Origin of the sequence: Shewanella spartinae, from assembly GCF_019457555.1 — a bacterium.
GTDB lineage: Bacteria > Pseudomonadota > Gammaproteobacteria > Enterobacterales > Shewanellaceae > Shewanella > Shewanella loihica.
In genome coordinates this window covers 1,632,497-1,658,058 of record NZ_CP080418.1, presented here as the reverse complement: position 1 = coordinate 1,658,058, position 25,562 = coordinate 1,632,497, and the positions used below count along the sequence as shown (strand labels likewise).

Here is a 25,562-nt window from a genome sequence, read left to right as displayed (position 1 = left end):
CTAAATCTTGCCCCCAATGAAAAGTGGGGGCAAGTGTAACCTAGGGATGAAAGGAAGTCATTACCAGAGCCAGGCGGCTCCGCGAACCCCTGATGAGCCGCCATACATGTTCTGCACCACAGGGGTGCGGCACTCACCACCGAGCACGTACTTAGACAGTACCTCGGGCAATCTTGGATAGATGGCCTCTATGTTGGATACGCCGCCACCCAGCACGATAATATCGGGATCCAGCATGTTGATCATATGGGCCAACGAGCGGGCCAGACGGTCGATATAACGCTCAAACGCCGCGGTCGCCAGCGCTTCACCCTGCTCCATTCGACGGGCGATCTCGATACCGCTGGGTGCATCGCCGCCAGCCGCCTTATAGTCGCGCACGAAGCCGGTGCCAGAGATAAAGGTTTCGATGCAGTCTTTGTTACCACAGAAACACTCGGTGGAGTTGAACTCGTCGGGTGTCATCCAGGGCAGCGGGTTATGGCCCCACTCGCCACCGATACCGTTGCCGCCACCGTGAACCTTGCCGTTGATGGCGATACCGCCGCCACAGCCTGTGCCTATGATCACCCCAAACACCAGGCCCCTACCGGCCGCGGCGCCATCTACCGCCTCGGACACGGCGAAACAGTTGGCATCGTTGGCTACGCGCACTTCACGCTCCAAGCGCGCACCTAAGTCCAGATCCAGCGGATGGCCATTGATCCAGGTCGAGTTGGCGTTCTTCACCAGACCGGAGAAAGGAGAGATCACCCCGGGAATACCGACACCCACTGTGCCTTTTTGACTCAGAGTGGACTCTGCTTCATTGACGAGTGCCTCGATGGCATCCAGGGTGGCTTTGTATTCACGCGGCGTGGGGATACGTTGTCTAAACAGCTCCTTACCGACCTCATTCAGGGCCACCAGCTCTATCTTAGTGCCCCCCAGGTCAACACCCATTCTCATCATACTCTGCTCCAATCTTATTCTCTTTTTCTTACTTATCGCGCCAATGCTTTGCGGTAGCGATAAAGTAGGGATTCAAAATATCTTCTTTCTGGTTATAGTCCAGCGGCTTGCCGTTATCAGCATTCACCACAAGACCGCCAACGCTTTCCAACACTGCCTGCGCCGCCGCCGTGTCCCACTCGCTGGTCAGGCCCAGGCGGGGATAGATATCTGCCATGCCTTCGGCCAGCAGACAAAACTTCAGCGAGCTGCCGATACTGGTCATCTCATGCTCGCCTATCTCCTCGAGATAGGCCGCAAGCCCAGGGCTCACATGAGAGCGACTGCCGACAATCCTGGGCACACTCGGCGCCGCAACCGCCAGCTGGTTCAAATCTGTCACCCCATCGGCGCAGGCCAACCAGGCGCCATAATACTGGGCGCCGTAATAACACTTATCCAGCACGGGCGCGTAGACGACCCCAGCCAGGGCGCGCCCCTTGTCGATAAAGGCGATGTTAACGGTGAACTCACCGTTACGTTTAATAAACTCTTTGGTGCCGTCCAGTGGGTCGATAAGCCAATACTGCTGCCATTGCTTACGCGTCTCCCAGGGAATGTCGGCGGCTTCTTCAGACATCACGGGAATGTCTGGCGTCAGATGCGCAAGCGCCTCGACGATCACTTTGTGACTGGCCAGATCGGCCGTGGTCACAGGGCTATCGTCGGCCTTGGCCTGAATATCCATCTGGTCGCTGCCATAGACCTGCATGATGGCATCGCCCGCCTTCTTAGCGATCTCGACCAGCTCATCTAACCATTCTTGCTTAAATATATGACTCACAATATAAATTCTCTTCGCCCTAGATTGCCTTAGTATGCCATCTCCACGGCTAAGAATTTAATAACAATTTGATCATACTTTGCGTAAAAGATACTAAGCTAGGCGCGGGGCAGTGAAAAGCCTTTCGCCGCGCCTTGCATTCGTATTCAGCACCTTGTCAGGCTTGCAGCCAACCGAAGAGCGCCCACAAGCTGTTAACCTTTCACCTCTATCGCCAGCACAAAATCACCACCGAAACCCCACGCTTAATTCACCTAAAAATCACCCAGGCAACACAAAGCTACAAAGCCGGGTGATTAATCCGGCAATTATCGATATTTCCCTTGTTAATTAGCCAATTAATCATCATATTCGCGCAAAAATTCAGATCGAAAAGATGAGCCGATGAAACGATACCTAGCCGTTCCCCTCCTAGTTGTTAGCAGCCATTCTGCATTTGCCGCCTGGTGGATAGAACCGACCGACCTGCCGCTGCGAGCCGACATTCAACTGCTTGCCGATACAGGGATAATCAAGCAGCCGGTGACCACCTATCCGCTGATGTGGGCCGGGCTCAAGCAAGATCTCGATGCAGCCGAATTGCCCGAGCTTTCTCCGGCCCAGGCCGCGGCCTACGACAGGGTGATGAGTGCCTATGCCAGAGACCATAGAGACCTTAGTACCCGCATCGGCCTGGGCGCGGCCACCGACAGGGCGCGCTTCCTGGGCTTTGGTCATGACTATAGAGACAAGGCCGAGGCCAAGGTGGACGTCGAGGTCACCAAGGAGTGGTTTAGCGGTCGCCTCTCGGCCAGCTATCATCAAGACCCGATTGATGGCAACAGCAGCCGACTAGACAACAGCTTCGCCGCCCTTAGCCTGGGCAACTGGATCCTCAGCGCCGGCGCGCAGCAAAAATATTGGGGACCAGGATGGGATACCGGCCTAATCCAGACCACCAATGCCCGCCCCATGCCAGGTGTGACACTAAGCCGCAACAACAGCGCGGCATTCGAATCACCTTGGCTCAACTGGATAGGCCCCTGGACCTTTACCACCAGCTTCAGCCAGATGGAGAGCGATCGCTATGTGCCCGACGCCAGGCATTGGGGCGCTCGCGGCACCCTCAGACCTATCTCTAAACTAGAGGTCGGCTTCTCATGGACCATGCAGTGGGGCGGCGAAGGCTATGGCAACAGCCTGAGTGATTGGTGGGATGGCCTGTTTAATGGCGGCCAGTCTGAGGGTGATGTCACCAACGGCCAGGAAAACATGCTCGCCGGTTATGATTTTCGCTGGTCAGACACCGCCTTCGGCGTCCCCTATGGCATCTATTTCGAACGGATCCACGAAGACTATCACCACGGCAAAAACAAGCTGATCAATGCCGCCAACTTGGGCGGGGTAGACTTTATGCTAGATGCACTGAGCACCCGGGTCTTCATCGAGTATGCCGATACCAAGGTGGCCTGTGGCATCGACCCTAACGCCTATAACTGTCTGTATGAACATGGCTTTTACCAGAGTGGCTACCGCTACTACGGCAGGAGCCTGGGCAGCACCTATGATAACGATTCCGAGACCTTGGTCCTTGGTGGCATCACTCAGCTGGGCGATGGCCACAGCGTCACCAACAAGCTGCGCTGGCTCAGGCTCAACACCGACGGTATAGATACGGGCAATAGCGCAGGCGGTAACCCTGTCTCTCCTGGCGAATATGAGCGGGTCTATCAGTTCGATACCAGCTACCACAGACCTTGGTTTGAGGGCATCATCAAGCTAGGTGGCACCCTCAGCTATCGCCAGTTTGTCCATAGCGGCGGTCACGACTGGGACACCAGCCTGTATGCCCTGTGGGAAAGAAGCTTCTAGCCTAAGCTTGGCCAAAGTTGATCTTGACGCTCAGGCTAAGCATTTAAGCTTTCGCGCTCCATCTCCTCCCAGCTCTGACGCTTGCGATAGATGGTCGAGGCGCTGATATCCAGCAGCGCCGCGGCCTTGGGGACGTTACCGTCACAGCGGGCGATAGCCGCCTCTATGGTCTGCTTCTCGGCGATCCACAGAGGCACTATCTCATCATTGCCCGTGGCTAACGCCTTATCAGCCCCCTCGCTTGCTGCGACAGTTTCCTGGGCGACAGTTTCCCGGACGAGTGTTTCATGGGCAACAGCTTCCTGACCAATAGCGCTAGCTGCGCCAGACACTCTGCCCTGGCTAGCCTCTGCTGGCGCGGCGGCACCAGAGACGATCTGCATCGGCAACATCTCCTTGGTGACACTCGGCCCCTCGTTAAGCACCACCACCTGACGAATGACGTTCTGCAGCTGACGCACATTACCTGGCCAAGGGTAGCTCAGCAGCAGCTGGCGCACCTCATCGCTCAGCTCGGTAAACACCTTGCCCTCCTCGGCGGAGTACTCGGCCAGCAACTTGTTGGCCAGTAAGAGGATATCTTTGCCCCTGACCCTCAGTGGCGGCAGCTCTATGGGGATCACGTGCAGGCGATAGAAGAGATCTTCGCGAAAACGCCCCGCCTTCACCTCCTCCCAAGGATCGCGGTTGGTGGCGCTGACGAAACGCACATCCACCTCCTCCTCCTTGGCGCTGCCGACCCGGTGAAACACACCCGTCTGAATGAATCGCAACAGCTTACTCTGCAACTCAAGATCCATCTCACACAGCTCGTCGAGAAACAGGGTGCCACCATGGGCGCGGCTGGCGGCGCCCTCACGGCTGGCATGGGCGCCGGTAAAGGCCCCCTTAGTATGACCGAAGATCTCACTCTCTATCAGATCTTTCGGTATTGAGGCGCAGTTCAGCGCGATGAAGGGACCGTCGCGGCGCGTGCCCGCATGGTGCACCGCCTGGGCGCACACCTCCTTGCCGGTGCCGCTCTCGCCGATGATAAACACTGAGGCCTTACTGTTGGCCACGCAGTCTATGGTCTTATACACAGTCTGCATCGCCAGGGATTCGCCGATAAAGCCCATGTAATTAGACTTAGGCAGGCTGTTTTCATACTTGCTGACCAGGCTCACCAGCTGGCGCTGTTTTCTGGCGTTGCGCAGGGTAATGCTGAGCCGCTTGGCATCGAAGGGTTTCACCAAAAAGTCGAAGGCGCCGGCGCGCATGGCATCCACCGCGATATCGATACTGCCATGGGCGGTGATCATGATCACCACAGTATCAGGGTACTGGGCCTGCGCCTGGGTCAAGATATCCATTCCCGACATGTCGGGTAGCTTGATATCCAGCACCAAGATGTCGGGTTGCCACTGCGCCAGCTCCCTCAGGGCATCCTCGCCATAGTTGACCTGAGTCACCAGGGCGCCCTCGCCGCGCAGATACTCGGTATACAGGGCGCCAAGAGACAGGCTATCCTCCACCAGTAAGGCGGTAAATGTCTCCTTCATTTCCATATGCACTCCTTTGAACTCAGGCATCGGCAACGCGCCGCACCGCCTCATCTTGATTATGGATTATCTTAGCCGCTATGGCCGCCATCGTCAGCTCGGCCACAGTAAAGAGCTCACTTAGCAAAGTTCCAGCCTGCGCCCGATCACGCTGCTGCGCCGCCTGCTCCAGCGCCTTGGCGACCTCGGCCAGCGCGCTGGCGCCGAAGCTACCCGAGCTACTCTTGAGGGTATGGGCCTGGGTCTCCAGCTGCTCGAAACTAGCTTCATCTAACTTATCTAACGCATCTAAGGGCAAGTCGCGCAAACAGGTAAGGCGCGACTCTGTCTCTTTGAGATAGACGCCATACATGTTATCCAGCGAGGCCTGACCTAAGGTCTGGGTCAGCTCAGCGATCACCTGACTATCCAGCAGCCTGTCCTGGTTCGCCAGTGAAATAATCGCCTGAGTCTCGAGCCGTCGGTCACTGCTCTCTTCATATCTCTCTTCATGCCTCTCACCATATATCTCATTATCTGGCTCTCGATGGTTATCCTGCTCAGTCGAGTTCTCAGGCGCCTGACGGCTCGCCTTATCGAGCCAATAGGCGACCTTTTGTAGCAGCTCGGCCCGGTTCACCGGCTTGGCGATGAAGTCTTGCATGCCGGCGTCGAAGCAGTCCTCGATATCCTCTTTCTGCACATTGGCGGTCATCGCCAATATGATGGTGTGCGGATGACTCGCCAGTATACGCCGGGTGGCCTCCAGCCCATCCATCTCCGGCATGCGCATATCCATGAGCACCAGCCCATAGTCATGCTTGGCGACGCACTCCACCGCCTCGCGTCCATTGTTGGCAAACTCCACCCGGTAGCCCGCCTTGGTCAGCATGGCGCCGCCGATAAGCTGATTCGACTTGCTGTCTTCGGCCATCAAGATAGGCAGTTGGCTCTGACTCGAGGCGGTGAGATGCTCACTCTGACGGGCCGTATCTTGTGCCGGCGCCGCGCCATCTTGCAATAGTTGCAACATCTGCCGGCGCATGAGCGGTTTAGTCACATGGCCGCTGATGTCAATCTCGGTGAGATTCGGTCTTGGCTCACTCAGCTGGCTGTCGATCGATGCCACCAGGCTATCCATCAGGGCCAGCAGGCGGCCCTGCTCGGTCAGATAGCCTTGAGATAGGCGCTGACAGTCAGCTTGGCTCAAACTATGTAAGCAGGACTCATCGAGCAGGATCAGATTAAAACGCCCCTTAACCAGATGGGGCTGAAACAGCTGCTCAGGCGAATCCACACAGACGCAGCTTACCCCATATTGGCTGTACTGCTTGCTCAGCACTCTGTGGAAGTGGCTATCTGGATGCAACAGTAAGACTCTGGCATGGGCGGGAAGATGGCGGGGCATTGCGGCTCCTTGACTGGTCAGTTTCACTCTGACATCGAACTTGAAGCAGCTACCCTGCTCCGGCAGGCTCTCCAGGGTAAGCTCGCCCCCCATGAGACGCACCAGTTGGGCGGATATCGCCAGCCCCAGACCTGTGCCGCCATATTGAGTATTGCGCTGGTCATGTACCTGACTAAACTCCTTAAACAGCTTGCGCTGCGCCGACTGGCTTATCCCAATTCCCTGATCGGCCACGCTAAAGCAGAGCGAGGCGTCGCTCTGGGCCGCATCGGGCACCCAGGCCTCAAGGGTGATGTAACCGCGATGGGAGAACTTGATGGCGTTGTCCACCAGGTTTTGCAGTACCTGCCTGAGATGCTGTAGATCCCCCTCCACCTCATCGGGCACATTGCGATTGATAAAACAGGCGAAGGCTATCCCCTTCTCTCGCGCCTTGGGCTGCAAGATATTGATCACCTGATCCAGCAGCTTCTGCACCGAGAAGGTCTCCAGCTCGACGCCTATCTCCCCCGCCTCAATCTTAGAAAAGTCCAAGATATCGTTGATGGTAGAGAGCAGCGCCGTGCCCGCCTCCTTAGCGGTCTGGGCATAGAGGCGCTGCTCCTCATCCAGGCTCGAGCCTAAGATAAGATCGACACTGCCCAGCACGGCGTTGAGTGGCGAGCGGATCTCATGGCTCATGGTCGCCAGAAAGCGCGACTTGGCCTGACTGCCCGCCTCTGCCTGCTCCTTGGCACTCTGTAGCTCGCGCTCATAGGCCAGGCGCCTGGAGATATCGTGTAAGAAGGCGGTCAGCAATATCTCATCGCCCATCTGCACAGGTACCAACTTGAGCTCTACCGGCAGCGCCTCGCCATCTTGCTTGCGGGCATGCAGGGTAATATTGGATTTAATGCCAGGTCCGGCTCCAGTCTGGCGGAAGGTTTGCAGGCAGTTGCTAAAGCGTTCATGCTGGCTGTCGACAAACAAGAGGTCGGCCATTTGAGCGCCGATGGCCTGTTTACGTCCATAGCCAAACAGGCTGCTGGCCGCGTCGTTAAAGGCCTGGATCTTGCCAGCGATATCTATGGTGATCAGCGCATCCGGGCTGGCCTCCAGGGTTGCCAGCAAGATAGCCTCGCTGCGGCGGATTCGCGCCTCTTTACGCTTGATCTCTGTGAGATCTTTCACCAAGCCCAGTAACATGGTCTGGTTGTTGATCACCATCTTGGAGATCGCCATGTCCACGGGGAAGCGCTCACCGTTGGCCCTAAGTGCCAGCAGCTCACGCTGCTTATGGCTCAACCGGCTGCGGTTAGAGGCGATAAACTGCATCAACTGTTGATGATATTGCTCGCGATAATTTAGCGGCACCAGGTTAGCGATGGGCTGGCCTATCAGCGCCTGCGCCTCATAGCCAAACAGTGAGACGATGGCCGGGTTCACCTCGACTATCTCTCCCTCGACGTTGAAGATGATGAAGCCATCGACCGCCGATTCCAAGATGGTCGACAGCTGGATATTGGCCTGCTCCAACTCCTGGCGATTGCTCTCTACCTTGTCTAACATGCGATTGAAGGCCTTCGCCGTCTGCCCCAGCTCATCGTCACTGTTCACTTGCACCTGCACCCCCGTCTCGCCGCCCAGGATCCGCTCCGAGGCCAGCTTTAACGAGTCCAGGTTACGGGTCAGATAGATCCCAAGAAGCCAGGAAAACAGCGCCACCAAGAGCATCTCCAGCCCGGCGATAGAGAGAAACTGCCGGGTCGCGCTGGAGACCAGCAGCTCATAATCTGTGGTATCCAGGCCAACTTCCACCCGACCGAAAGCGAATCCCGCCACCTCGATAGGCTGACTTATTGGCAACAGATGTGGATAGTCGGCCTCGCTGACCCCGGCGGCGCGCTCGTCGATAAGCAGATTCTGTTGATCATAGACGCGCACATAACGCACATGATCTTTACTCAGCAGCTCCTGAGTCAGCTCCTCCAGGGTCGACAGATCTGTGCTGATCACCGCATCCTTGGTCGCCGCGGCAAACAGGCTGATGATGGAGCTGGCGCGGCGCTGGATCTCCGCCTCATTCGAGCTCTTGAGATAATCGATACTGGTGTAGACGAGCACCAGCAACAACACGCCCTCGATAAGCGCGATCCCCAGTACCGTCTTGAGGCGAAATGAGATCATGGCGCGCCTCCCTCAGTCGATTTCAGCGGCTGGGATAGCTCACCCAGTTGCAGCGCCCTCACATCGTCCCAGTCGCTGTCACTGGCCTCGACGAGCGGTCGAAAACCTATGGCGTCCAGTGCCGCCTGCCCCGCCTGGGTGCCCGGCAGAGAGACGAGCGCCGCTAATAGGCGCTGTCTCAAGGCTTCGTCGAGTCGCACATGGGTGGCAATCGCATGGGGTGTATAACCTGGGGTGCGCCACAGCACCCTGAGGTGCTCGCGGGTCTTGGGCGTCATGTTAGCGAAGGTGCGCTGCACCCCGCCGCCGGCATCGGCCAGGCCTCTGGCCACCGCCAGATAGACAGAGTCATGGGAGCCTATATAGCGGATCTCGTTGTTGAGCCCGAGACGGCTCAGATTGGCCCTGGGCAGCACGCTGGCCGCAAAGGCCGCCGGCGCGGGAAAGGCCAGGGTCTTACCATCAAGCTGGTTGATTTCGGTATAGGGCGCATCTTTTCTCACTACTATGATCCCCTGCAGCTGCTTGTCACGCTCGCGCGCCAACGCCTTGTAGTGATCGGCTCGGCTAAACACCGCATAGTGATAGGGGTTCATGTAGGCGATGTCATACTCCCCGGCGGCGAGTCTGGCTTCGAAGGTGGGAATATCCGGCGCGGTCGCAAATTGCACTTTGATATTTGCATTTTGCGACAGCAGCGCCAGCAGTGGCGACCAGCTTTGGGCCAACTTGGCCGAGGCTTGCTGGGGCACGACGCCGAAGACAAGGGTCGGCTTGACCTCCAAATCCTTTGCCAGCGCAGGGCTCAGCAGGATAAGGGTTATACATAGGCTTATGAATCGAGGCAGAATGTTCATCTTATTTCCTTTACACCAATCACTGTCGACGAGAGGGATACCCCTTGCTCAGCAATCGCTATGCCAAAGCTTTTTGCCTCTGTCCCTTTGAGCCCTTACCCTCTTCAGTAAGTGACCTCTCCTCAAGTGCGCCGCGCCTCCCTGCTGTCCGATGAAGATCAACACCTTAGGTCTCACTATGAATGCAAGCCTCGCATTTTGCAATTTAGCCAATGGTGTAAACCCCATCATGATTAAGTTGCTAACCCTAAACAAAGAGACGCTATTACATTGAATAGATAGACAAATAAGTAGATGAATAGATGAAGCCGAGGCGCGATGGCACAGAAGTTGTTAGTCATGCATTAAGCACTATCTCCACTTCACTATGTCTACTGCCCAAGGGCCGGGAGTCGCCACCATGAAACAGCCAAGCCAGCCGACCGCACTCTCGGTACTCGTCGTCGAAGACAGCAGCTGTGAGCGCCTGATGATAGTGAGTCTGGTGCGCCAGCTCGGCTTTGCGGTATCCAGCTGTGATAACGCGCAGCAGGCATTGGTAAAGCTGCAACAGACAAGCGTGGATATCATGATCAGTGACTGGCGCATGCCGGGCATGAGCGGCATCACCCTGTGCCAAAGGGTCAAAGGGCTAAGTCAACCGCCATTTATCATACTGCTCACGGGCAAGAACCGAACCGAGCACATGATCCAGGGGATTGAAGCCGGCGCCGATGACTTTATCGCCAAACCCTTTCAGGCCTCGGTACTCAAGGTGCGCCTGCTGGCGGCCAAACGCCTGGTGAGTCTGCAGCGCAGCCTGGCGGTGCAGAACCATAAGCTACACAGATCGATGCAGACCCAGGAGAGATACCTAGGGCAACTCAAGGAAGATCTCACCAGCGCGGCGCAGCTGCAACGGGCGCTCTTGCCGCCGCAGGATCAACACCTCAACCTTTGGCAGATAAGCTCTCACTTTCAACCCGCCACCAGCCTGGCTGGCGATATCTTTCAATGTTTTGCCATAGATGAAAGCCATCTGGGGTTCTATCTCTTGGATGTGGCCGGTCATGGCATCGCCGCCTCCATGCAGGGTTTCACCCTGGCGCAGCAGCTGTCACGCCAGCGCGCCGACTGGGAGTCCCTGGACAGCGCCAGGCTCGTCACCCGGCTCAACCAGTTATTTGATGATCCCCAGCAGTGCGGGCGTTTCGCCACGCTTATCTTAGGCATAGTCAATTGCCAGAGTGGCGAGCTAGACCTGACCAACGCCGGACATCCCGCGCCGCTGCTGCTGGATAATCGAGGCAGCGACACGCTCGACGCCGAGCCTCAGCTCCCCATAGGCATAGACAAACACTACCAGTATCGCAGCAGCCGCTATTATCTGAGACCGGATCAGCGACTGCTACTCTACTCAGATGGTCTCTTTGAGAGTCGTCACCCCAAGTTTGGCGAGTTTGGTCAGGCCAGGCTCAAGCGGCTCTGTCATCGGGCGAGCGGCCTGAGCGCCGAGTCGTTGATCAGGCATCTCATCCATAAGGCCAAGCTGTGGCAGCAATCGAGTCCCCAGGACGATACCTCACTGCTGCTACTCACCTTTCATCGCCGCGCCGCGGCGCCGGCAGCGTTATACACCCAAGGGAGGAAAAGCGCATGAACAGCCTAACATTCACCCTAACCAACAAGGCCTGGCAGCAAGATCTGCTCTGCCTGGAACTGGAACAATTCATGTTGCAAAACAGCGTCCTCAAGCAGGAACGCTTCAAGGTGGTCACCTGCATCCTGGAGGCGCTTGGCAATAGCATCAAACACGCCAGCAGCGAGCTGAGTGACATCACAGTGATCCTGCACTGCGACCACGACAAGATCACCGTAGATCTACTGGACAAGCGCCCTCCCCATAAAGCGAGCGGCGAGCCAAACTGCCCTCAGCCCATGGCAGGCTCAGGCCGCGGCCTGTGGATAATGAACAGCTGGATGGATCAGGTGAGGTTTCAACCTTCGGTGCAGGGCAGCCACCTGCGTCTTAGCCTGCTGCGCCGCTGACTTTAGATCATGGGTTAGGCGCGCGAATAAACGCGCGCCTAAACTAAGTCAACTCCCTCTTTCTTTAAAGCCGCTCGGCTTACCCCTAACCTCACCCTTCACCTCCCGCTAGTCTCTAGCCCACTCCTCTGCAGCATTCCTAAGCGATACTTTGCCTTTAGCTCACCCCAATCTCGGCACAATCTCACTCCAATCTCACTCCAATCTCATTCCAATATCGCCCAAGCTCGCCAATGCAAAAACGCGCAGGGCGATGCAAATTGCAATGCACAATTCCAAAGCCTGCGCTGACCGTCGGTATAACAAGAGCCAAAATAAGGCTAACCACATGTAATTAAAGACTTTTAAAACTTGGCCCGGCTTGTGCAAAGCCTTAATCGTCCACCACCGAAAAGGTGAGTGACCCAATCCACTAAGATGGCATCGCCAAGGAGTCGACTATGAAATTTATCCCCTTAGCCCATCACAACGCCGCCATGGTGGTGTTGCCGAGTCAGGTGATCATGTCCCAAACCGCCACCCTGCGCATGGCCATCATCCGCCAGCTGGAGAGTGGCAGCCACAGGCTGGTCATGGATCTGAGTCAGGTGGAGTATATCGACTCCAGCGGCCTCTCTATCCTGATCTCCGTGCTGAAGAAGGCCAAGCAGCTGGGCGGTGATGTGGTGCTGCTCTCCCCAACGCCAGGGGTACGCGCCCTGATCGAGCTGACCCGGCTACACCAGATCTTCACCCTGTTCGAAAACCGCGAGGCGGCCTGCGAATATATCTGCTCTTCTGCCGCGGCCAAGGCCTCATAGGGAGACACGCCATGTTGTCATTTCAGTTCGGCGCCTATCGGCCAAAAAAGCAAGCGAGTAAGCAAGCAAGTGAGCAACAAAACGGTTTTTCATTGAGTGGCCATGCCTCTTCGCTCATCTTCTTGCTAACGCTCTCCTCGCTCGGCGGCTGCGTCACCCCGGCCCAGCCCAAACAGCAGGCCTTGTGTCAGCGCCAGCTTGATAGCAAGCCCCAGGACTGCCACTACTATGATGACATGGTGCCCTACAGCCGCCGCTATAGTGAGCAGACAGAGCAAAGCAGCCCAAATCAAGACACCCGCGGCGATCTGGTGGCCGCAGGCGGCGAGCCCCAATTCTATTCCTTAGATAGTCTAAGCGCTCCCAGGCTGTCGACCGGGGATCGTCTCAAGATCCAGATCCTTAACGGCGAGGAGTTTAGCGGCGATGTGGAGGTCAATGCCGACGGCTACATCTATCTGCCCTACCTCAATGCCATTCGGGCGGAAGGCATTGCCATCCCTGAGCTGAAACAGGCCCTCAGCGACGAGCTGATAAAGGAACAACTCATGCTGGCCGGCACGGTGCGGATCAGCATAATGCCGCTGCAATGGGGGGCTATTAACATTCGTGTCTCAGGCGCCGTCTATGAACCGGGGCAACACAAGATCAATCGCCACAGCGAGGTGGATATCGCCGAGCAGCACGCCAGCTTTCATGGCGATAACGCCCAAGGTCGCAGCCTGACCAAGGCGCTGCGCTCCTCTGGCGGCGTACGTCCCGACGCCGACATACGCCAGGTGGTGCTCACCCGTCAGGGCAAACAGTATCGGCTGGATCTTAGCGGCATCCTCAGCGGCAAGGAGGTCGACAACCTCATCTTGATGTCCGGGGACCATATTCATGTGCCCGAAACCCACTACTTCGACGACAGCCTGGCGCGCCCGTCGCAGATCACCATTCCCGGGATCCGGGTGTTTATCTCCAACCTGACCCAACCGGCCAGCAGCAACTCTCAGTCGGCGGTGGATACCGAGGCGACTCGCTTTCCCTATGGCACCCGGCTGCTGAGCGGCGCCATCGCCGCCAACTGCATGGGCGGTGCCCAGAGCACCAACGCCTCACGCCACGTAATACTAATCACCAAGAATCCCATGAGCGAGCAGATAGATGTGGTGGAGCGCTCTCTGAGCAGCCTCATCAGCCACTCCTATCAACCCGAGATCAATCCCGTGCTCCTGCCAGGTGACGGCTTGGCCTGCTACGACTCCCGCGTCACCAACCTTCGCGAGGTCGCCCGCACCCTGACGGATCTCTTGGTGCCCGTCAGCCTGTTAGGCCTGCTTTAACCGGTAAAGGATGACCATGATGACCACGCCAGCCGCCCCTTCCAGCCTTGCCAAATTTAAGCACTTCCTGGTGACGGGCAGTAAGATGCCCCTCAACCGACGTCGTTGGGTCTACATCAAGACGGCCCTGGGCGCACTGGCGCTGATCTGGGGACTGGTGGGGCTGTTTCTGCTGTTGGCGCCGCCGCGTTATGTGAGCAAGTGGACCCTGATCCTCCCCGGTGCCGGCGCCGGGGCTCAGGTGAGCCTGGACAGCATAGGCCATGCCAGCAGCTCATCCAGCTCTCCCTATCTCAGCAGCGCCATAGATCCCAGGGAGAACTACAAGGCGCTGGCCAGCAGCGAGGTGCTGCTCGCCGCCGCAGCCAGCAGCCTGAGCCTAGCTCCCGGCGAGCTGGGCAAACCTAAGCTTAAGCTGCCCAATCAGACCGGGTTTATGGAGTTTAGTCTGGTCAGCCGCGACGCCGAAAGCGCCCAGCAGAAGGCCTGGGCCCACTACCATGCCCTGCAGCGCCTGCTCGAGACCCTGCGGGAAGATGAGATCAGCCAGCGAGAGAACGGCATCAAGCTGGGGATCGAGGGCTTTGCCCAGAAGGTGAGCCTGAGCCAGCAGAAGATCCTCGCCTTTCAGTCAGAGATAGGCCTGGTGTCGCTGGATCAATTTAAGGAGCTGGCGCTGACCATAGAGCGGCTGCGCCACAAGCGAGTGACCATGGTCGCCAAGCAGCAGGGGATGCTCGCCAGTCGCGGTCAATTACAGGCCCATCTGGCGCTCTCGCCGGAGCAGGCGGCTGACTTGCTCAAGCTCAAGAATGACCAGCTGTTTCAGCAGTTACTTGTGCTCTACACCGACGCCACCACTATGCTGGCCAAATTCGGCGGTCAATACGGCAACAAGCACCCTCAGGTGGTCACCCAGCGCCACCAGCAACAGACACTGTTCGCCTCGCTGCAGCGTCGATGCCAGCTCCTGCTTGGCTACCGCGACGATGAGCTGATGCTCAAGCTGTCCGCCGACGATCTCGACAGCCGGGCGCAGCTGATGCAGCAGCTACTCAACCTCTCTAGCGAGGTGCAGGGGCTGACTCAGGAGATCGCCACCTTAGATGAGCAGATCGCCAACTGGAACGATCGCCTAGCCCACAGCAACGACGATGCGGCCAAGCTCGAGGATCTCCACCGGGAACATCAGCTCGCCACGGCGGTGTTTACCTCGGCGCTGGCCAAGATGGATGTGGGTAAGGCCGACATCTACTCGGCCTATCCCCTGGTGCAGCTGCTGGCGGCCCCCAGCCTGCCTCTCAAGCAAGATCCCATGCACAAACTCCTGGCGCTGATCGGCGGCGCCCTCAGCTCTCTCATGGCAATCGGAGGCCTGGCGGTATTATGGATACGCAAACCTATCATGCAGCGAATAGTGACGAAAAGTTAGTCTACAAGGCGATCACCTGGACCTATGGCTTCTGGTTGCTGGGCGCCATGTATCTGGTCGCCCCTGTGGTTGGCTGGGTCTTGCTGCTACGCATGCTCAAACGCTATACCTTCGACGGCGCCCACTATCGCATCTCCATGGCGCAGAAGGCCTGGCTGTTGGGGATGTTCGTCATGTTGCTGGTGCTGATCATCGGTCATCTGGAGCAGGCACTGGGGATCCCTAAGCTGATAAAATCTTCCATCGGCTGGGCCAAGGGCTGGGCGCTGATCGCCATATTTCCCCTGCTAGGAGCGCTCGATATTCGCCCCAGTATTATCTATCGCGCCCTCTGTGTAGTGGGCAAACACACCCTAATGCTGCTACCGCTGTTTGTGATCGCCTGGCTGATAAAACTCCCCAGCACCCTATACGTGTCGCCCCTGAGCATAGTGGGCGGCCCAGGGCCCGAGTTCTTCAGCGTCAGCCTGTATGAGATAGACCCGGGTAGCGGCACCCCGCGCTGGCGCCTGTTCACCCCTTGGGCACCTGCGCTCGGGCTGATGGGCAACCTGGTCAGCCTGGGGGCCTTACAGGAGTTAACCCCTAAGTTTCGCCGTTATGGCCTGGGCGGTGGCCTGATGATGATCCTCATCTCCCAGTCGCGCCTCGCCATCATCTGTTATCTGTTTATCCTCGGCTTTTTCGCCTTGGTCCGCTGGCATCGCTCCCCCTGGCTCTACCTGCTTGCCAGCCCAGTCACTCTGCTGGGCGGCATGGTGGGCACACAGGTTATCGAATCCATCGACAATACGATTCATGCGGTAAAGGCCGCCAGGGCGGGCTCCACCCGGGTGCGTCAGGAGCTGGCCAACATCGCCCTGGAGCGCTGGGCCAATGAGGCTGTGCTCTGGGGCCATGGCATCGTCGAGCGCGGCCCTCATCTGGTGGAATATATGCCCATCGGCTCCCACCACACCTGGTATGGTCTGCTGTTTGTCAAAGGTATAGTCGGCGCTATCGCCCTGGCCCTGCCCCTGGGTATCGGCATCTTAAGCCTGCTCAGACCCGCCCTTAACTGTCCCCTGTGCGCCACCGCCCTGGCGTTTCTTAGCATGTTGCTCCTCTATACCTTCGGCGAGAACCTGGAGATCTTGGCCTACCTCTTCTGGCCCGGCCTCATCTTGGTAGGGCTGGCCCACAAACAGGCCTCGCGAGACGATCAAATCGGCTCCCAGACAGAGGCGGCCACGCCTGCGACGGCTAGCCAGCCGACCTAGGCACTTAATTGAAAAATTAAAAATGAAGACACAAGGCAAAATGCAAACGCTGCGTCTGCTGCTTTGCAAAATGCCTCCCAGGGAGTATTGCCGCGATAGCGCCTCTTAGGTTAATAGGCAAATATCCATTTAAAAACAGCTGGTTAATTTTTTCAAAATGTAATTCCACAACCTGGCACAGATAGTGAAATGACTAGGAGAGATCTAAAGCTCGTAGCAAAGCAGATCAACTCGACAACAGCAGCGGCGGAAATGGCGCAGGACGCACAAGGGGAAATCAGATGAACAACATAACCCATCTCTTTATCAGACTCTCAGAGCAGCGCCTCGCCAACGCCCTCTTCTGGCTGGGCTCGGCGCAGATCTTGGGCCGTATCGTCAGACTGGGCGCCAGCATCATCATCGCCAGGCTGCTGACCCCAGAGGTGTTTGGAGAGGTCGCCATCATACTCACCTGCTTCGAGCTGCTGGTCACCCCAACCCGGCGCATCAGCTCGGCGGCGTTGATCAAGATGGATAGCTCAGACTATATTGCCAGCCAGGGCAGCGCCAACCGCCTCAATTGGATCGCCTGCCTGAGTGCCTTAACCATCATGTGCCTGCTGAGTCTTCCCCTGAGCCTCTACTATCACAAACCCAGCCTCATCGCCCCCATGTTATTGATGGCCAGCAGCTATCTGTTGCTGCCCTTTGGCATGCTGTACGCGGCGCAGAACCTCAAACATAACCGCATGCGAATCGTCGGCCGCGCCGTGCTGTGGCAGACGCTGTTCGATGGCGCGCTCACCGCTCTTTTAGCCCTGTGCGGCCTAGGTATCTGGGCCATCATAGTGCCTAAGGTGTTGGCCGTACTCGTCTGGATCTGGGTGCACAGGCAAGACAACCCACTGCCATATCACAGAGGTATTAAACCCAGCTCGCTACCAGCGGGCATGACAACAACGCAGATGGCGCGCTTCGGCGTGCAGATAGGCCTTAGCGATCTGCTGCTCTTTTTGCGCCAGAATATAGATTATCTGTTGATCGGCTACCTGCTGGGCGTCGAGGCGCTGGGCATCTATTTCTTTGCCTTCAACGCCAGCCTGGGGATCAGCATGGGGCTGATCCAGAGCTACGGCACGGCGCTTTACTCACACCTGTGCGCCGGCGAGGATAAGGCCACTCACTACCTTAAATCCCTGAAATTAATCGCCGGGATCAGCCTACCGATCATCACGTTACAGGCGCTGCTGGCCCCCTGGTATCTGCCCCTGGTGTATGGCCAGCAATGGATAGATGCCGGCGCCCTGCCCATCTTCCTGCTGCTCTGTCTAAGCGGTCTCACCCGTCCCCTCGGCGAGGCCGCCAGCCAGCTATTGATCGCCCTGGGCAAGAGCCGATTCAACCTCATCAGCAATGGCGCCTTTACCGCGCTGCTGATGCTGGGCATCTTGCTCGCCAGTCCGTGGGGGCTGGTCGGTATCGCCACGGCGGTACTCGCCCTGCACCTCATTGTGCTGCCCCTGTTTTCCCTCTATCTATACCTCAGCTTGCCCGCCTTCGCGCCGTCGAGCCCTAGCCTTCAAGGAGAGTCATTATGAGTCCTACCGTTTCCGTTGTAATGCCCGTCTACAATGTGCAGGCCTTCGTGGGTGAGGCGATCGAATCTGTGCTCGCACAGCGTTATACCGACTTCGAGCTGATCTTGGTCAACGACTGCTCCACAGATAACAGCCTCAAGATCTGTCAGCAGGTGCAAGACAGGCGGGTGCGCATAGTGCAGCACAAGGTCAACAAGGGGCTGGCCGCCGCCCGCAACACGGGCGTGCGTCACGCCATCGGCAAGTATGTGGCCTTTCTCGATTCCGACGACAAGTGGCACCCCGACAAACTGGCACGCCATGTGGAGCATCTGGACAGACACCCCTTAGTAGGGATCAGTTTCTCCCGCTCCGCCTTCATGGAACATGACGGCATCCCGACAAACTTCTATCAGATGCCCCAGCTGAGCGACATAGATGCGGCCCACCTCCTGTGCCGTAACCCGGTCGGCAACGGCTCGGCGCCAGTGATCCGCCGCGAGACCCTGAATGCCATCCGCTTTCATATCCGCGACAGCGAAGGACTGCAGAGCTGCTATTTCGACGAGAGTTTTCGCCAGTCGGAAGATATCGAGTGCTGGCTGCGAATTGTTGCCACCACCAGCTGGTTGATGGCAGGGATCCCCGAGCCGCTCACCTATTATCGTCTTAACCCTGCCGGGCTATCGGCGGACGTCAACAAGCAGCTGGCCTCCTGGGAGAGGATGATCACCAAGGCGCGCCTGTTTGCCCCCAAGGTGCTGAAACAGCACGAGCGTCACGCCCGCGGCTATCAGCTGCGCTACCTAGCGCGCCAATCGATCCGTAGCGGCAACGGCAAGATGGCGGTGCACATGGTAAACCGCGCGCTGATCCACGCGCCACAGATCCTGCTAAAGGAGACGGGACGCACCCTCACCACCCTGGGCGCCGCCTACCTGTTATGGCTGCTGCCTAAGCCCCTGTACCAGGCCTGCGAGCAGCTGGGGCAGGAGATCATCGGCAGGCGTCAGCGCCAGCGGATCGCCAAAGATGGGGTCAAGGGGTCGCTTATCTCTCAGTAACCATTTTCACAGTAACCGTTTTCACAGTAAGCGCTTTTTCATCACCGCGCCGCCCACTCGCCAGCATGAGTGGGCGGCTCCTTTTCAACTGAGCAAAGCAATACTGCTTAAGTACAGTGACAAGTCTGCTAATACCTAGCTAATGCCTGGCTTATACCTAGCCAATGCTTGCAAAGGCTAAACAGAAAGAATTGCAATACGCGATGCAGGGCGCAATCCGCCCCACTTCAAGATGCGAAAAGACAGCAAGCAAAAACACTAACCACATGTTTTACAACAGATATTAAGGTTGGCATCCCTTGTGCTATCTAGCCTGTAGGCATGATTCATTTTTTAAAGCTAATTAACCAATGCCAATTAACACGAGTTCATTAAAACGAACCCGTTAACACTAGCCATTTAATAAGCGCCAAGCAAGTCCATCCAGCAAGAGGAGCTTCACCATGGGAAATGAGATGCGCGCCGCCCAGTCGGTCACCACCAGCAGCATTGCCAACAAGGAGCATAATGTCACAGAGGCCAGCTTGGCGAGCAAGCCTACATCTATACCTAACATGGTGCGCGCCATAGACCTGATGCTGCTGATGCTAATTCTGCCCATCTGGGCGCCGCTCCTGTTGGCGTCAATGGCCTATTGCAGACTCTTTCGTGGCCAGGCGCTGGAGACCATCTACTTCTTCGATGGCCAGAGCCGGGTTCACCCACTCTATCGACTCTATCAAGGGACTCACCTCGCCGCCCTGCCGAGCATTTGGAACCTTATCAGAGGCGATGTCAGCCTAATAGGCGATCGCCTGCAACTCGCTCTGACTCAGTGTCCAGGCTCGCCATCTCGCCCAGGCCTCATCAATTTTGAGCAGCTATACCTAAGAATGGGGCTGAGTTTCGAATCACCAGAAGCGGCGATAGACGTCGCCTTCTTAAGTCCCCAGGGCTATCTGCTGGCGCTACTGCGCGCGCTGACCATGACGCTGCTGGCGCCAAGCCTGCCTGGCAGTCGCCACAGCCTCTCACTGTTTGGGCTTAAGATTGCCAATCTCAGCATGAATCAACTACTTGAGCGTATGCTTGCAGCCTGTGAGCGACAAGGCGCTATGGAGCGCTACTGCTTCGTCAACGCAGATTGCATGAACATCAGCCGCGATAATAAGGCCTATCATCACAACCTGACCCAGGCCGATCTAATCCTGGCCGATGGTTTGGGGCTCAGGCTCGCCAGTCGCCTCAAGGGCACGCCGCTTGGGGATAACCTCAACGGCACCGACATGTTCCCGCTGTTGTGTGAGCGCCTGGCCAAGTCCGGCTACGCCATCTACCTACTGGGTGGCCGCCCCGGCATCGCCCAGCTGACCGCCGACAAGATGCAGGCCAGATATCCGGCGCTCAATATCGCCGGCACCCATCATGGCTATTTAGATTCAGAGCAGGAGACGGCTAAGGTGATCGCGCAGATCAACGCCTCCAAGGCCAGCATACTCCTGGTAGCCATGGGCGCGCCCCAGCAAGAATTCTGGCTGGCCAAACACCAGGCCCAGCTCAATCTCGCTGTGGGCATAGGCGTTGGCGGCTTGTTCGACTTCTACTCGGAGCGCATCATACGCGCCCCGCTTTGGGTCCGTCAGATAGGCATGGAGTGGATAGCCCGCCTGCTGGCTGAGCCCGCACGCATGTGGCGCCGCTACCTGTTGGGAAACCCCAGGTTTCTCTATCACGTCCTTATTGAGACCATCTCAATCAAGCTGCGCCGCGCGCCGCATTCTTCGCAAACTCAAGCTAGAGCTCAGGCTGGCCAGGCGGCCCTGGCTCGCCAAATAAGCACACCGAAACTTGATGGTCGCACTCAAGGTGCGCAGCTAAAACGCAGCGCACACGCCCTGAAACTTAGCCTTAACCGCGTCAGCAAGCGCCTGCTGGATATCCTGGGCGCAGGCATACTGCTTGTTCTGCTCACGCCACTGCTGCTGCTCACCGCACTACTGATCCGCCTCGAATCACCTGGGGCCATTCTCTACAGCCAGCAGCGCGCGGGCCTCAACAACAAGCCCTTTACCATGTGGAAGTTTCGCTCCATGTACCAGGATGCCGAGGCGCGACTGGCAGCGCTCAAGGCCAGCAATGAGATGGATGGCGGCGTGCTGTTTAAGATGAAGCGCGATCCCCGCATCACAGGTATCGGCAAGCTGATCCGCAAGGCCTCTATCGATGAATTGCCGCAGCTATGGAATGTGCTCAAGGGGGAGATGTCGCTGGTCGGCCCCCGCCCGGCGCTGCCCAGCGAGGTGAGTCAGTACAGCCTTAGCGATCGCCGCCGTCTGTCGGTGAAGCCCGGCATCACCTGCATCTGGCAGGTCAGCGGTCGCTCCGACATCCCGTTTGACAAGCAGGTGCTGCTGGATGTGGATTACATCTATCAGCAATCCCTGTGGGCCGACATCCGCTTACTGCTTAAAACCATACCCGCCGTGCTGTTCGCCAGGGGCGCCTATTAATCTGTTGTGGAGAGCAACCTTATGCAAGCCATCATCTTAGCCAATCGTTCGGGTCATGAGTTAGCGCCGTTGGATCAATACTACTGCCCTGCGCTGCTGCCCGTGGGCAATCGCGCATTGATTGAGTACACCCTGGACGATCTCAGCAATGCAGGTATCACCCAAGTCAAACTTGTTCTGGGCACTCAGGCCGGCGACATCGAAGCGCTGCTTGGCAAGGGCGAGCGCTGGGGACTCGATATCGACTACTTTCTCTGTAAGGCGGATGAGCCAGCATCCGAGGTGATCTCCCGTCTGCAATTAACCCCAGAGCAGCCTGCCCTGCTGCTTAGGGGCGATATACTGCGCACGCCAGTGATAAAGGCGTTCATCGGCTTTGCCAAGCAATTTCCCAAGGAGCTGGTCAGCGCCAAGATAGCCGGCATGCCCACAGGGATGATCATGCTCCCTGGCGCCAGCGCCAATCTGGACCATCTCAATTGGCCGCTCATCGCTCATCCCAGCGCAACTGCCTGCAAGCCTCAGGGGGTCACCCTGGTACTCCATGGCCACCAGCACCACCTAGACAGCCTGAACGACTACCTGGCCGCCAACCTCAACTTTGCCAGCAATCGCCTGGCGAGACTCAAACCCCTACAGCGCTTTCAGGCCAACGAAAATGGCGGCGGGTGCTATCTGGCACAAAAGGTGGTGTTTAACGGAGCGGCCAATGGCCAGGGCATGATAGGACAATGCAGCCAGCTTGATGACAACGTGCGCCTGGATGGCGACTTCGTGATTGGCGAGCACTGTCTCATCGACGCAGGCGTCCAGCTCAGTGACAGCCTGGTACTGCCTAACACCTATGTGGGACGCGACCTCAACCTTCATAGGGCGATCGTCTGCCAGCGCCTGCTGATCAATCTGGAGCACCAGGGCTATATCAGCATAGAAGATGAAAGCCTCATCGCCCCCAACCGCGCGGCGCAGCATCGCCAAGGCTCGACTTTTAAAGCCAATGACATAAATAGCACAGACATAAACAACAGAGTAAGGCTAAGTGACAGACTGCTCGCCCTGGCACTCCTGCTACTGACGCTACCACTACAACTGGCCATAGGCGCCTACCTCGCCATTCTGTCCAGGCGGCCACTGGTTAGCAGCCAGCACCTGACCAATGACAGAGTGTTAGGTTTCAGGCTCAAGCGCTGGCAAGTCACAAATCCACTGCTGGCCAGCCTGCCGGGCCTGACTCAAGTGCTCAGGGGTAAGCTCGCCCTCTTTGGCGATAGCCCTGATTGCAACGCCGATTGCAGTCCTGCCGACAATGGCAATTTGCATGGACTCGGCGCGACCGTCGGACTATGGGGCCCCGTGCAGCTGCTGCTCCCGAACGATGCGCCGCTGGAAGAGAAACAGCTGGTCGCCCTTAGCTTTAACGCCGAACCGGGCAAGCTGAAATACCTGAGGCTAATGGCGAGCTGTTTCGCCCAGCCGGCACGCTTGTCGCGCGCCAGGGCTTAGGGTGAGCTGACGAGTATCGATAACAAAGCTCACCGATACAAATACGACACTATGACTCATTCAAATAAACGTGAATATCTATAGGGATAAGGAGCGCAAGATGAAAACCATCATAACCTACGGCACCTTCGATCTGTTCCACTATGGTCATGTGCGCCTGCTCGCCAGACTCAAGCAACTTGGCGACAAGCTGATCGTCTGCGTCTCAACCGACGAGTTTAATGCCCAAAAGGGCAAGGCCGCCTTCTTCAGCTACCAGCAGCGCGCCGAAATAGTGGCCGCCTGCCGCTATGTGGATCTCGTGTTGCCCGAGACCCACTGGGGCCAGAAAGTCACTGACATTGAAAAATATAATATAGATATCTTCGCTATCGGCGATGACTGGCAGGGACATTTCGATCATCTTCAACACCTGTGTGATGTGATCTACCTGCCCCGCACCGACGAGATCTCGACGACCGAAATAAAAAACGATCTCGCCTTTTTGCGGCCCTTTCCCGATGCCTCAAACGACTAAAGCGGCTCAGACTAACGAGACTTAGGAGGCGATATGAAGCGACTATTGGTTTTCATGAGACTGTCTGGGACCAAGCTAGTGTCACTGATAAGGGCACTGGTCACCCAGGGCATCTATCAGCTGTCTGCCTACGCCCCCCGCAGCCACAAGGCGGTCTTTGGCAGCTATAAGAATCGTTTCACCGACAATAGCAAGTACCTCTACCTGCACTGGCGCCGCGAAGCCTTTATCCGCTGCATCTGGATAAGCGGCGACAAAGCGCTGATTAAACGCCTCAGAGCCCAGGGCCATGAGGCCTACCCTCGCCGCTCCCTGCAAGGCATCTATCACTGCCTGACGGCAAAGTATTACTTTTACAGCAGCTATCTGGGGGATATTAATCAACATCTGGGGAAAGGTACGGTAAAGGTGAACCTCTGGCACGGCTCGCCAATGAAAAAGATTGAGTTCGATATCGACTCTGGCCCGCTGGCCAAGATCTACCGCTCCCCCAAGCCTGCCAGGCTCAATTACCATCAGCAGCATATTCGCCCGGATCTGATGCTCAGCCCCAGCGTTCAGATGAGTCGCTGCTTCCAAAGCGCCTTTCGGCTCAAGCCCGAGCAACTGCTCAGGGCCAGTTATCCACGTACCGATTATTTTAGCCGCTACCCAAGCGCGGCAACGCCTCTCAGCCAGCTGATTGGTCATCCCTTTAAACAGGCGATTCTCTACGCTCCCTCCTGGCGTGACACTGGACTTATGGCGCAGCCCAACCAGACCAGCCCCTATGACCAGGCCTTTAACTGGGCCAAGCTTTCGGCGAGCCTGCGGGCCAATGGGCAGGTGCTGCTGCTAAGGTTTCACCCCAACGAGGCCCATCTGGCCGGGCGCTATAGCCATTTTGCCAACATCATAGATATCTCCCAAAGAGAGGATGTGTACGATATCCTCGGTCAGATAGACCTTTTGATCACAGACACCTCATCGCTGTTTATCGATGCCCTCTACCATGGCTTAACTTTTCGTCTCTACGACTTGGATAGCGGCAAACAGAGCCTGCATCAGCAACAAGAGCAAGCGGTAACAGCCGAGCGCAGCCTGTATGACTACGCCGCATCGCTCCCCTTGCTGGATAAGATGCGTGCCCGCCATTGGCATCTCAAGGATTTTGGCGAGCTGCTGACATTTTTAGCCGCGGGAGACTTTAGCGTGAAGGCTGAAGAGATGGAGGATTATCGCCAGCTGGTAGAAACCTACTGGCAGGCAGATGCGCCGAGCAGTTTCGGCGCCTTGGAGCAATGGATGAGGCAAACGAGCGGCCAGACACACTGGGTCGGCGCTCAAGAGGCCTAGGCCTACTCGAGCCAAGTGCTCTGCCAGAGTTTTAGCTAGGCCAGCAGCCCCTGCTGCACTAAGTAATCTACCACCTGCTCGGCACACTGCTGCACCGACTGCTCGGCGGTTTTGACATGCACCTCGGGGGAAACCGGCGCCTCGTAGGCAGAATCGATACCGGTAAAGTGTTTAATCTCACCGGCGCGCGCCTTCTTGTAGAGCCCCTTTGGGTCGCGCTGCTCACACACCTCAAGCGGCGTATCGATAAAGACCTCGATAAACTGATGGGCCGACAGCAGATCTCTCACTAGCTGACGATCGGCACTAAATGGCGAGATAAAGGCGGTCGAGACCAGAGTGCCAGCATCGACAAACAGCTTAGCCACCTCACCGATACGGCGGATGTTCTCGACCCTGTCCTCATCGGAAAAGCCCAGGTCGCCGTTGAGTCCATGGCGCACATTATCGCCATCGAGCACATAGGTATGACAACCTCTGTCATGGAGCAGACGGTCAACCGCGTTGGCTACCGTCGACTTACCCGAACCGCTCAGGCCGGTAAACCAGAGCACGGCGCCTTTGTGGCCGTTGGCCTGCTCGCGCTCTGCGTGAATCACGCTGGCCTGATGCCACTGAACATCGCTGGATTTCACATTAACATCGAGTGTCTTATAGGGGGACATCGGCATT

At 57.2% G+C, this 25,562-nt stretch carries 19 protein-coding genes; 13 read left to right on the top strand and 6 right to left on the bottom strand.

The genetic code is table 11. The features are described from left to right. Positions 1-60: 60 nt before the first annotated feature. Together mak and cysQ are read right to left on the bottom strand one after the other, a co-directional pair. Entirely contained in the window at positions 61-951 is an 891-nt protein-coding gene (gene mak, locus K0I31_RS07335) for a fructokinase (protein WP_220080400.1), read from the bottom strand. Between the two features lie 28 nt (positions 952-979). Then, positions 980-1,774 carry a 3'(2'),5'-bisphosphate nucleotidase CysQ gene (gene cysQ, locus K0I31_RS07330; protein WP_220080399.1) on the bottom strand — a complete coding sequence of 265 codons (795 nt, stop codon included), beginning with the start codon at positions 1,772-1,774 and terminating at the stop codon, positions 980-982. Between the two features lie 384 nt (positions 1,775-2,158). Between cysQ and K0I31_RS07325 the strand changes: the two genes are divergently transcribed. Beyond that, positions 2,159-3,625 (top strand): capsule assembly Wzi family protein, encoded by a 1,467-nt coding sequence (locus K0I31_RS07325; RefSeq protein WP_220080398.1) that lies wholly within the window; start codon positions 2,159-2,161, stop codon positions 3,623-3,625. 35 nt (positions 3,626-3,660) lie between these two features. On the opposite strand, the gene K0I31_RS07320 is transcribed toward K0I31_RS07325, so the two are convergent. The 3 genes from K0I31_RS07320 to K0I31_RS07310 are packed head-to-tail and all read right to left on the bottom strand — an operon-like array spanning position 3,661 to position 9,576. Further along, positions 3,661-5,172 carry a sigma-54-dependent transcriptional regulator gene (locus tag K0I31_RS07320; protein WP_220080397.1) on the bottom strand — a complete coding sequence of 504 codons (1,512 nt, stop codon included), beginning with the start codon at positions 5,170-5,172 and terminating at the stop codon, positions 3,661-3,663. Positions 5,173-5,188: 16 nt separating this feature from the next. Continuing rightward, the gene (locus K0I31_RS07315) at positions 5,189-8,719 is read right to left on the bottom strand and encodes a PAS domain S-box protein (RefSeq protein WP_258406590.1); all 3,531 of its coding nucleotides are present in this window, start codon (positions 8,717-8,719) and stop codon (positions 5,189-5,191) included. Next, entirely contained in the window at positions 8,716-9,576 is an 861-nt protein-coding gene (locus tag K0I31_RS07310; protein ID WP_220080396.1) for a phosphate/phosphite/phosphonate ABC transporter substrate-binding protein, read from the bottom strand. Before K0I31_RS07310 ends, K0I31_RS07315 begins: the two co-directional genes overlap by 4 nt. Positions 9,577-9,976: 400 nt before the next feature. Between K0I31_RS07310 and K0I31_RS07305 the strand changes: the two genes are divergently transcribed. The 12 genes from K0I31_RS07305 (at position 9,977) to K0I31_RS07250 (ending at position 24,890) form a co-directional block, all read left to right on the top strand. Then, positions 9,977-11,215, top strand: a complete 1,239-nt coding sequence (locus K0I31_RS07305; RefSeq protein ID WP_220080395.1) for a PP2C family protein-serine/threonine phosphatase — start codon at positions 9,977-9,979, stop codon at positions 11,213-11,215. Then, entirely contained in the window at positions 11,212-11,604 is a 393-nt protein-coding gene (locus tag K0I31_RS07300; RefSeq protein ID WP_220080394.1) for an ATP-binding protein, read from the top strand. Before K0I31_RS07305 ends, K0I31_RS07300 begins: the two co-directional genes overlap by 4 nt. 440 nt (positions 11,605-12,044) lie before the next feature. Beyond that, positions 12,045-12,404, top strand: coding sequence for an STAS domain-containing protein (locus K0I31_RS07295; RefSeq protein WP_220080393.1), 360 nt, complete (start codon positions 12,045-12,047; stop codon positions 12,402-12,404). A gap of 11 nt (positions 12,405-12,415) precedes the next feature. Further along, positions 12,416-13,732: a polysaccharide biosynthesis/export family protein gene (locus K0I31_RS07290; protein ID WP_220080392.1), complete on the top strand. Its 1,317-nt coding sequence runs from the start codon at positions 12,416-12,418 to the stop codon at positions 13,730-13,732. A gap of 16 nt (positions 13,733-13,748) precedes the next feature. Continuing rightward, complete coding sequence (locus K0I31_RS07285; RefSeq protein ID WP_350354875.1) at positions 13,749-15,164, top strand: GumC domain-containing protein; 1,416 nt, start codon at positions 13,749-13,751, stop codon at positions 15,162-15,164. Beyond that, positions 15,119-16,423, top strand: coding sequence for an O-antigen ligase family protein (locus tag K0I31_RS07280; protein ID WP_220080391.1), 1,305 nt, complete (start codon positions 15,119-15,121; stop codon positions 16,421-16,423). The genes K0I31_RS07285 and K0I31_RS07280 overlap by 46 nt, the downstream gene beginning before the upstream one ends. Positions 16,424-16,704: 281 nt before the next feature. After that, positions 16,705-18,003, top strand: coding sequence for an oligosaccharide flippase family protein (locus K0I31_RS07275; RefSeq protein WP_220080390.1), 1,299 nt, complete (start codon positions 16,705-16,707; stop codon positions 18,001-18,003). Continuing rightward, positions 18,000-19,046, top strand: coding sequence for a glycosyltransferase family 2 protein (locus tag K0I31_RS07270; protein WP_220080389.1), 1,047 nt, complete (start codon positions 18,000-18,002; stop codon positions 19,044-19,046). The genes K0I31_RS07275 and K0I31_RS07270 overlap by 4 nt, the downstream gene beginning before the upstream one ends. A 443-nt stretch (positions 19,047-19,489) precedes the next feature. After that, positions 19,490-21,535, top strand: coding sequence for a WecB/TagA/CpsF family glycosyltransferase (locus tag K0I31_RS07265; RefSeq protein WP_258406589.1), 2,046 nt, complete (start codon positions 19,490-19,492; stop codon positions 21,533-21,535). A 21-nt stretch (positions 21,536-21,556) separates the two neighbouring features. Then, on the top strand, positions 21,557-23,038 hold the full coding sequence (locus K0I31_RS07260) for a sugar phosphate nucleotidyltransferase (RefSeq protein ID WP_220080388.1): 1,482 nt from the start codon (positions 21,557-21,559) through the stop codon (positions 23,036-23,038). A gap of 100 nt (positions 23,039-23,138) precedes the next feature. Next, positions 23,139-23,555: a glycerol-3-phosphate cytidylyltransferase gene (gene tagD, locus K0I31_RS07255; protein ID WP_220080387.1), complete on the top strand. Its 417-nt coding sequence runs from the start codon at positions 23,139-23,141 to the stop codon at positions 23,553-23,555. 78 nt (positions 23,556-23,633) lie between these two features. Further along, positions 23,634-24,890, top strand: a complete 1,257-nt coding sequence (locus K0I31_RS07250; RefSeq protein WP_258406588.1) for a CDP-glycerol glycerophosphotransferase family protein — start codon at positions 23,634-23,636, stop codon at positions 24,888-24,890. Between the two features lie 35 nt (positions 24,891-24,925). Here the strand turns inward: K0I31_RS07250 and cysC are convergent, their stop codons facing one another. Beyond that, positions 24,926-25,555, bottom strand: coding sequence for an adenylyl-sulfate kinase (gene cysC, locus K0I31_RS07245; protein ID WP_434086911.1), 630 nt, complete (start codon positions 25,553-25,555; stop codon positions 24,926-24,928). Between the last annotated feature and the right edge of the window lie 7 nt (positions 25,556-25,562).

Coding starts and splice junctions, on each gene's coding strand:
- mak (WP_220080400.1), bottom strand. CDS start 951: ATGATGAGAATGGGTGTTGACCTGGGGGGCACTAAGATAGAGCTGGTG.
- K0I31_RS07325 (WP_220080398.1), top strand. CDS start 2,159: ATGAAACGATACCTAGCCGTTCCCCTCCTAGTTGTTAGCAGCCATTCT.
- K0I31_RS07320 (WP_220080397.1), bottom strand. CDS start 5,172: ATGGAAATGAAGGAGACATTTACCGCCTTACTGGTGGAGGATAGCCTG.
- K0I31_RS07315 (WP_258406590.1), bottom strand. CDS start 8,719: ATGATCTCATTTCGCCTCAAGACGGTACTGGGGATCGCGCTTATCGAG.
- K0I31_RS07310 (WP_220080396.1), bottom strand. CDS start 9,576: ATGAACATTCTGCCTCGATTCATAAGCCTATGTATAACCCTTATCCTG.
- K0I31_RS07305 (WP_220080395.1), top strand. CDS start 9,977: ATGAAACAGCCAAGCCAGCCGACCGCACTCTCGGTACTCGTCGTCGAA.
- K0I31_RS07300 (WP_220080394.1), top strand. CDS start 11,212: ATGAACAGCCTAACATTCACCCTAACCAACAAGGCCTGGCAGCAAGAT.
- K0I31_RS07295 (WP_220080393.1), top strand. CDS start 12,045: ATGAAATTTATCCCCTTAGCCCATCACAACGCCGCCATGGTGGTGTTG.
- K0I31_RS07290 (WP_220080392.1), top strand. CDS start 12,416: ATGTTGTCATTTCAGTTCGGCGCCTATCGGCCAAAAAAGCAAGCGAGT.
- K0I31_RS07285 (WP_350354875.1), top strand. CDS start 13,749: ATGATGACCACGCCAGCCGCCCCTTCCAGCCTTGCCAAATTTAAGCAC.
- K0I31_RS07280 (WP_220080391.1), top strand. CDS start 15,119: ATGGATACGCAAACCTATCATGCAGCGAATAGTGACGAAAAGTTAGTC.
- K0I31_RS07275 (WP_220080390.1), top strand. CDS start 16,705: ATGAACAACATAACCCATCTCTTTATCAGACTCTCAGAGCAGCGCCTC.
- K0I31_RS07270 (WP_220080389.1), top strand. CDS start 18,000: ATGAGTCCTACCGTTTCCGTTGTAATGCCCGTCTACAATGTGCAGGCC.
- K0I31_RS07265 (WP_258406589.1), top strand. CDS start 19,490: ATGGGAAATGAGATGCGCGCCGCCCAGTCGGTCACCACCAGCAGCATT.
- K0I31_RS07260 (WP_220080388.1), top strand. CDS start 21,557: ATGCAAGCCATCATCTTAGCCAATCGTTCGGGTCATGAGTTAGCGCCG.
- tagD (WP_220080387.1), top strand. CDS start 23,139: ATGAAAACCATCATAACCTACGGCACCTTCGATCTGTTCCACTATGGT.
- cysC (WP_434086911.1), bottom strand. CDS start 25,555: ATGTCCCCCTATAAGACACTCGATGTTAATGTGAAATCCAGCGATGTT.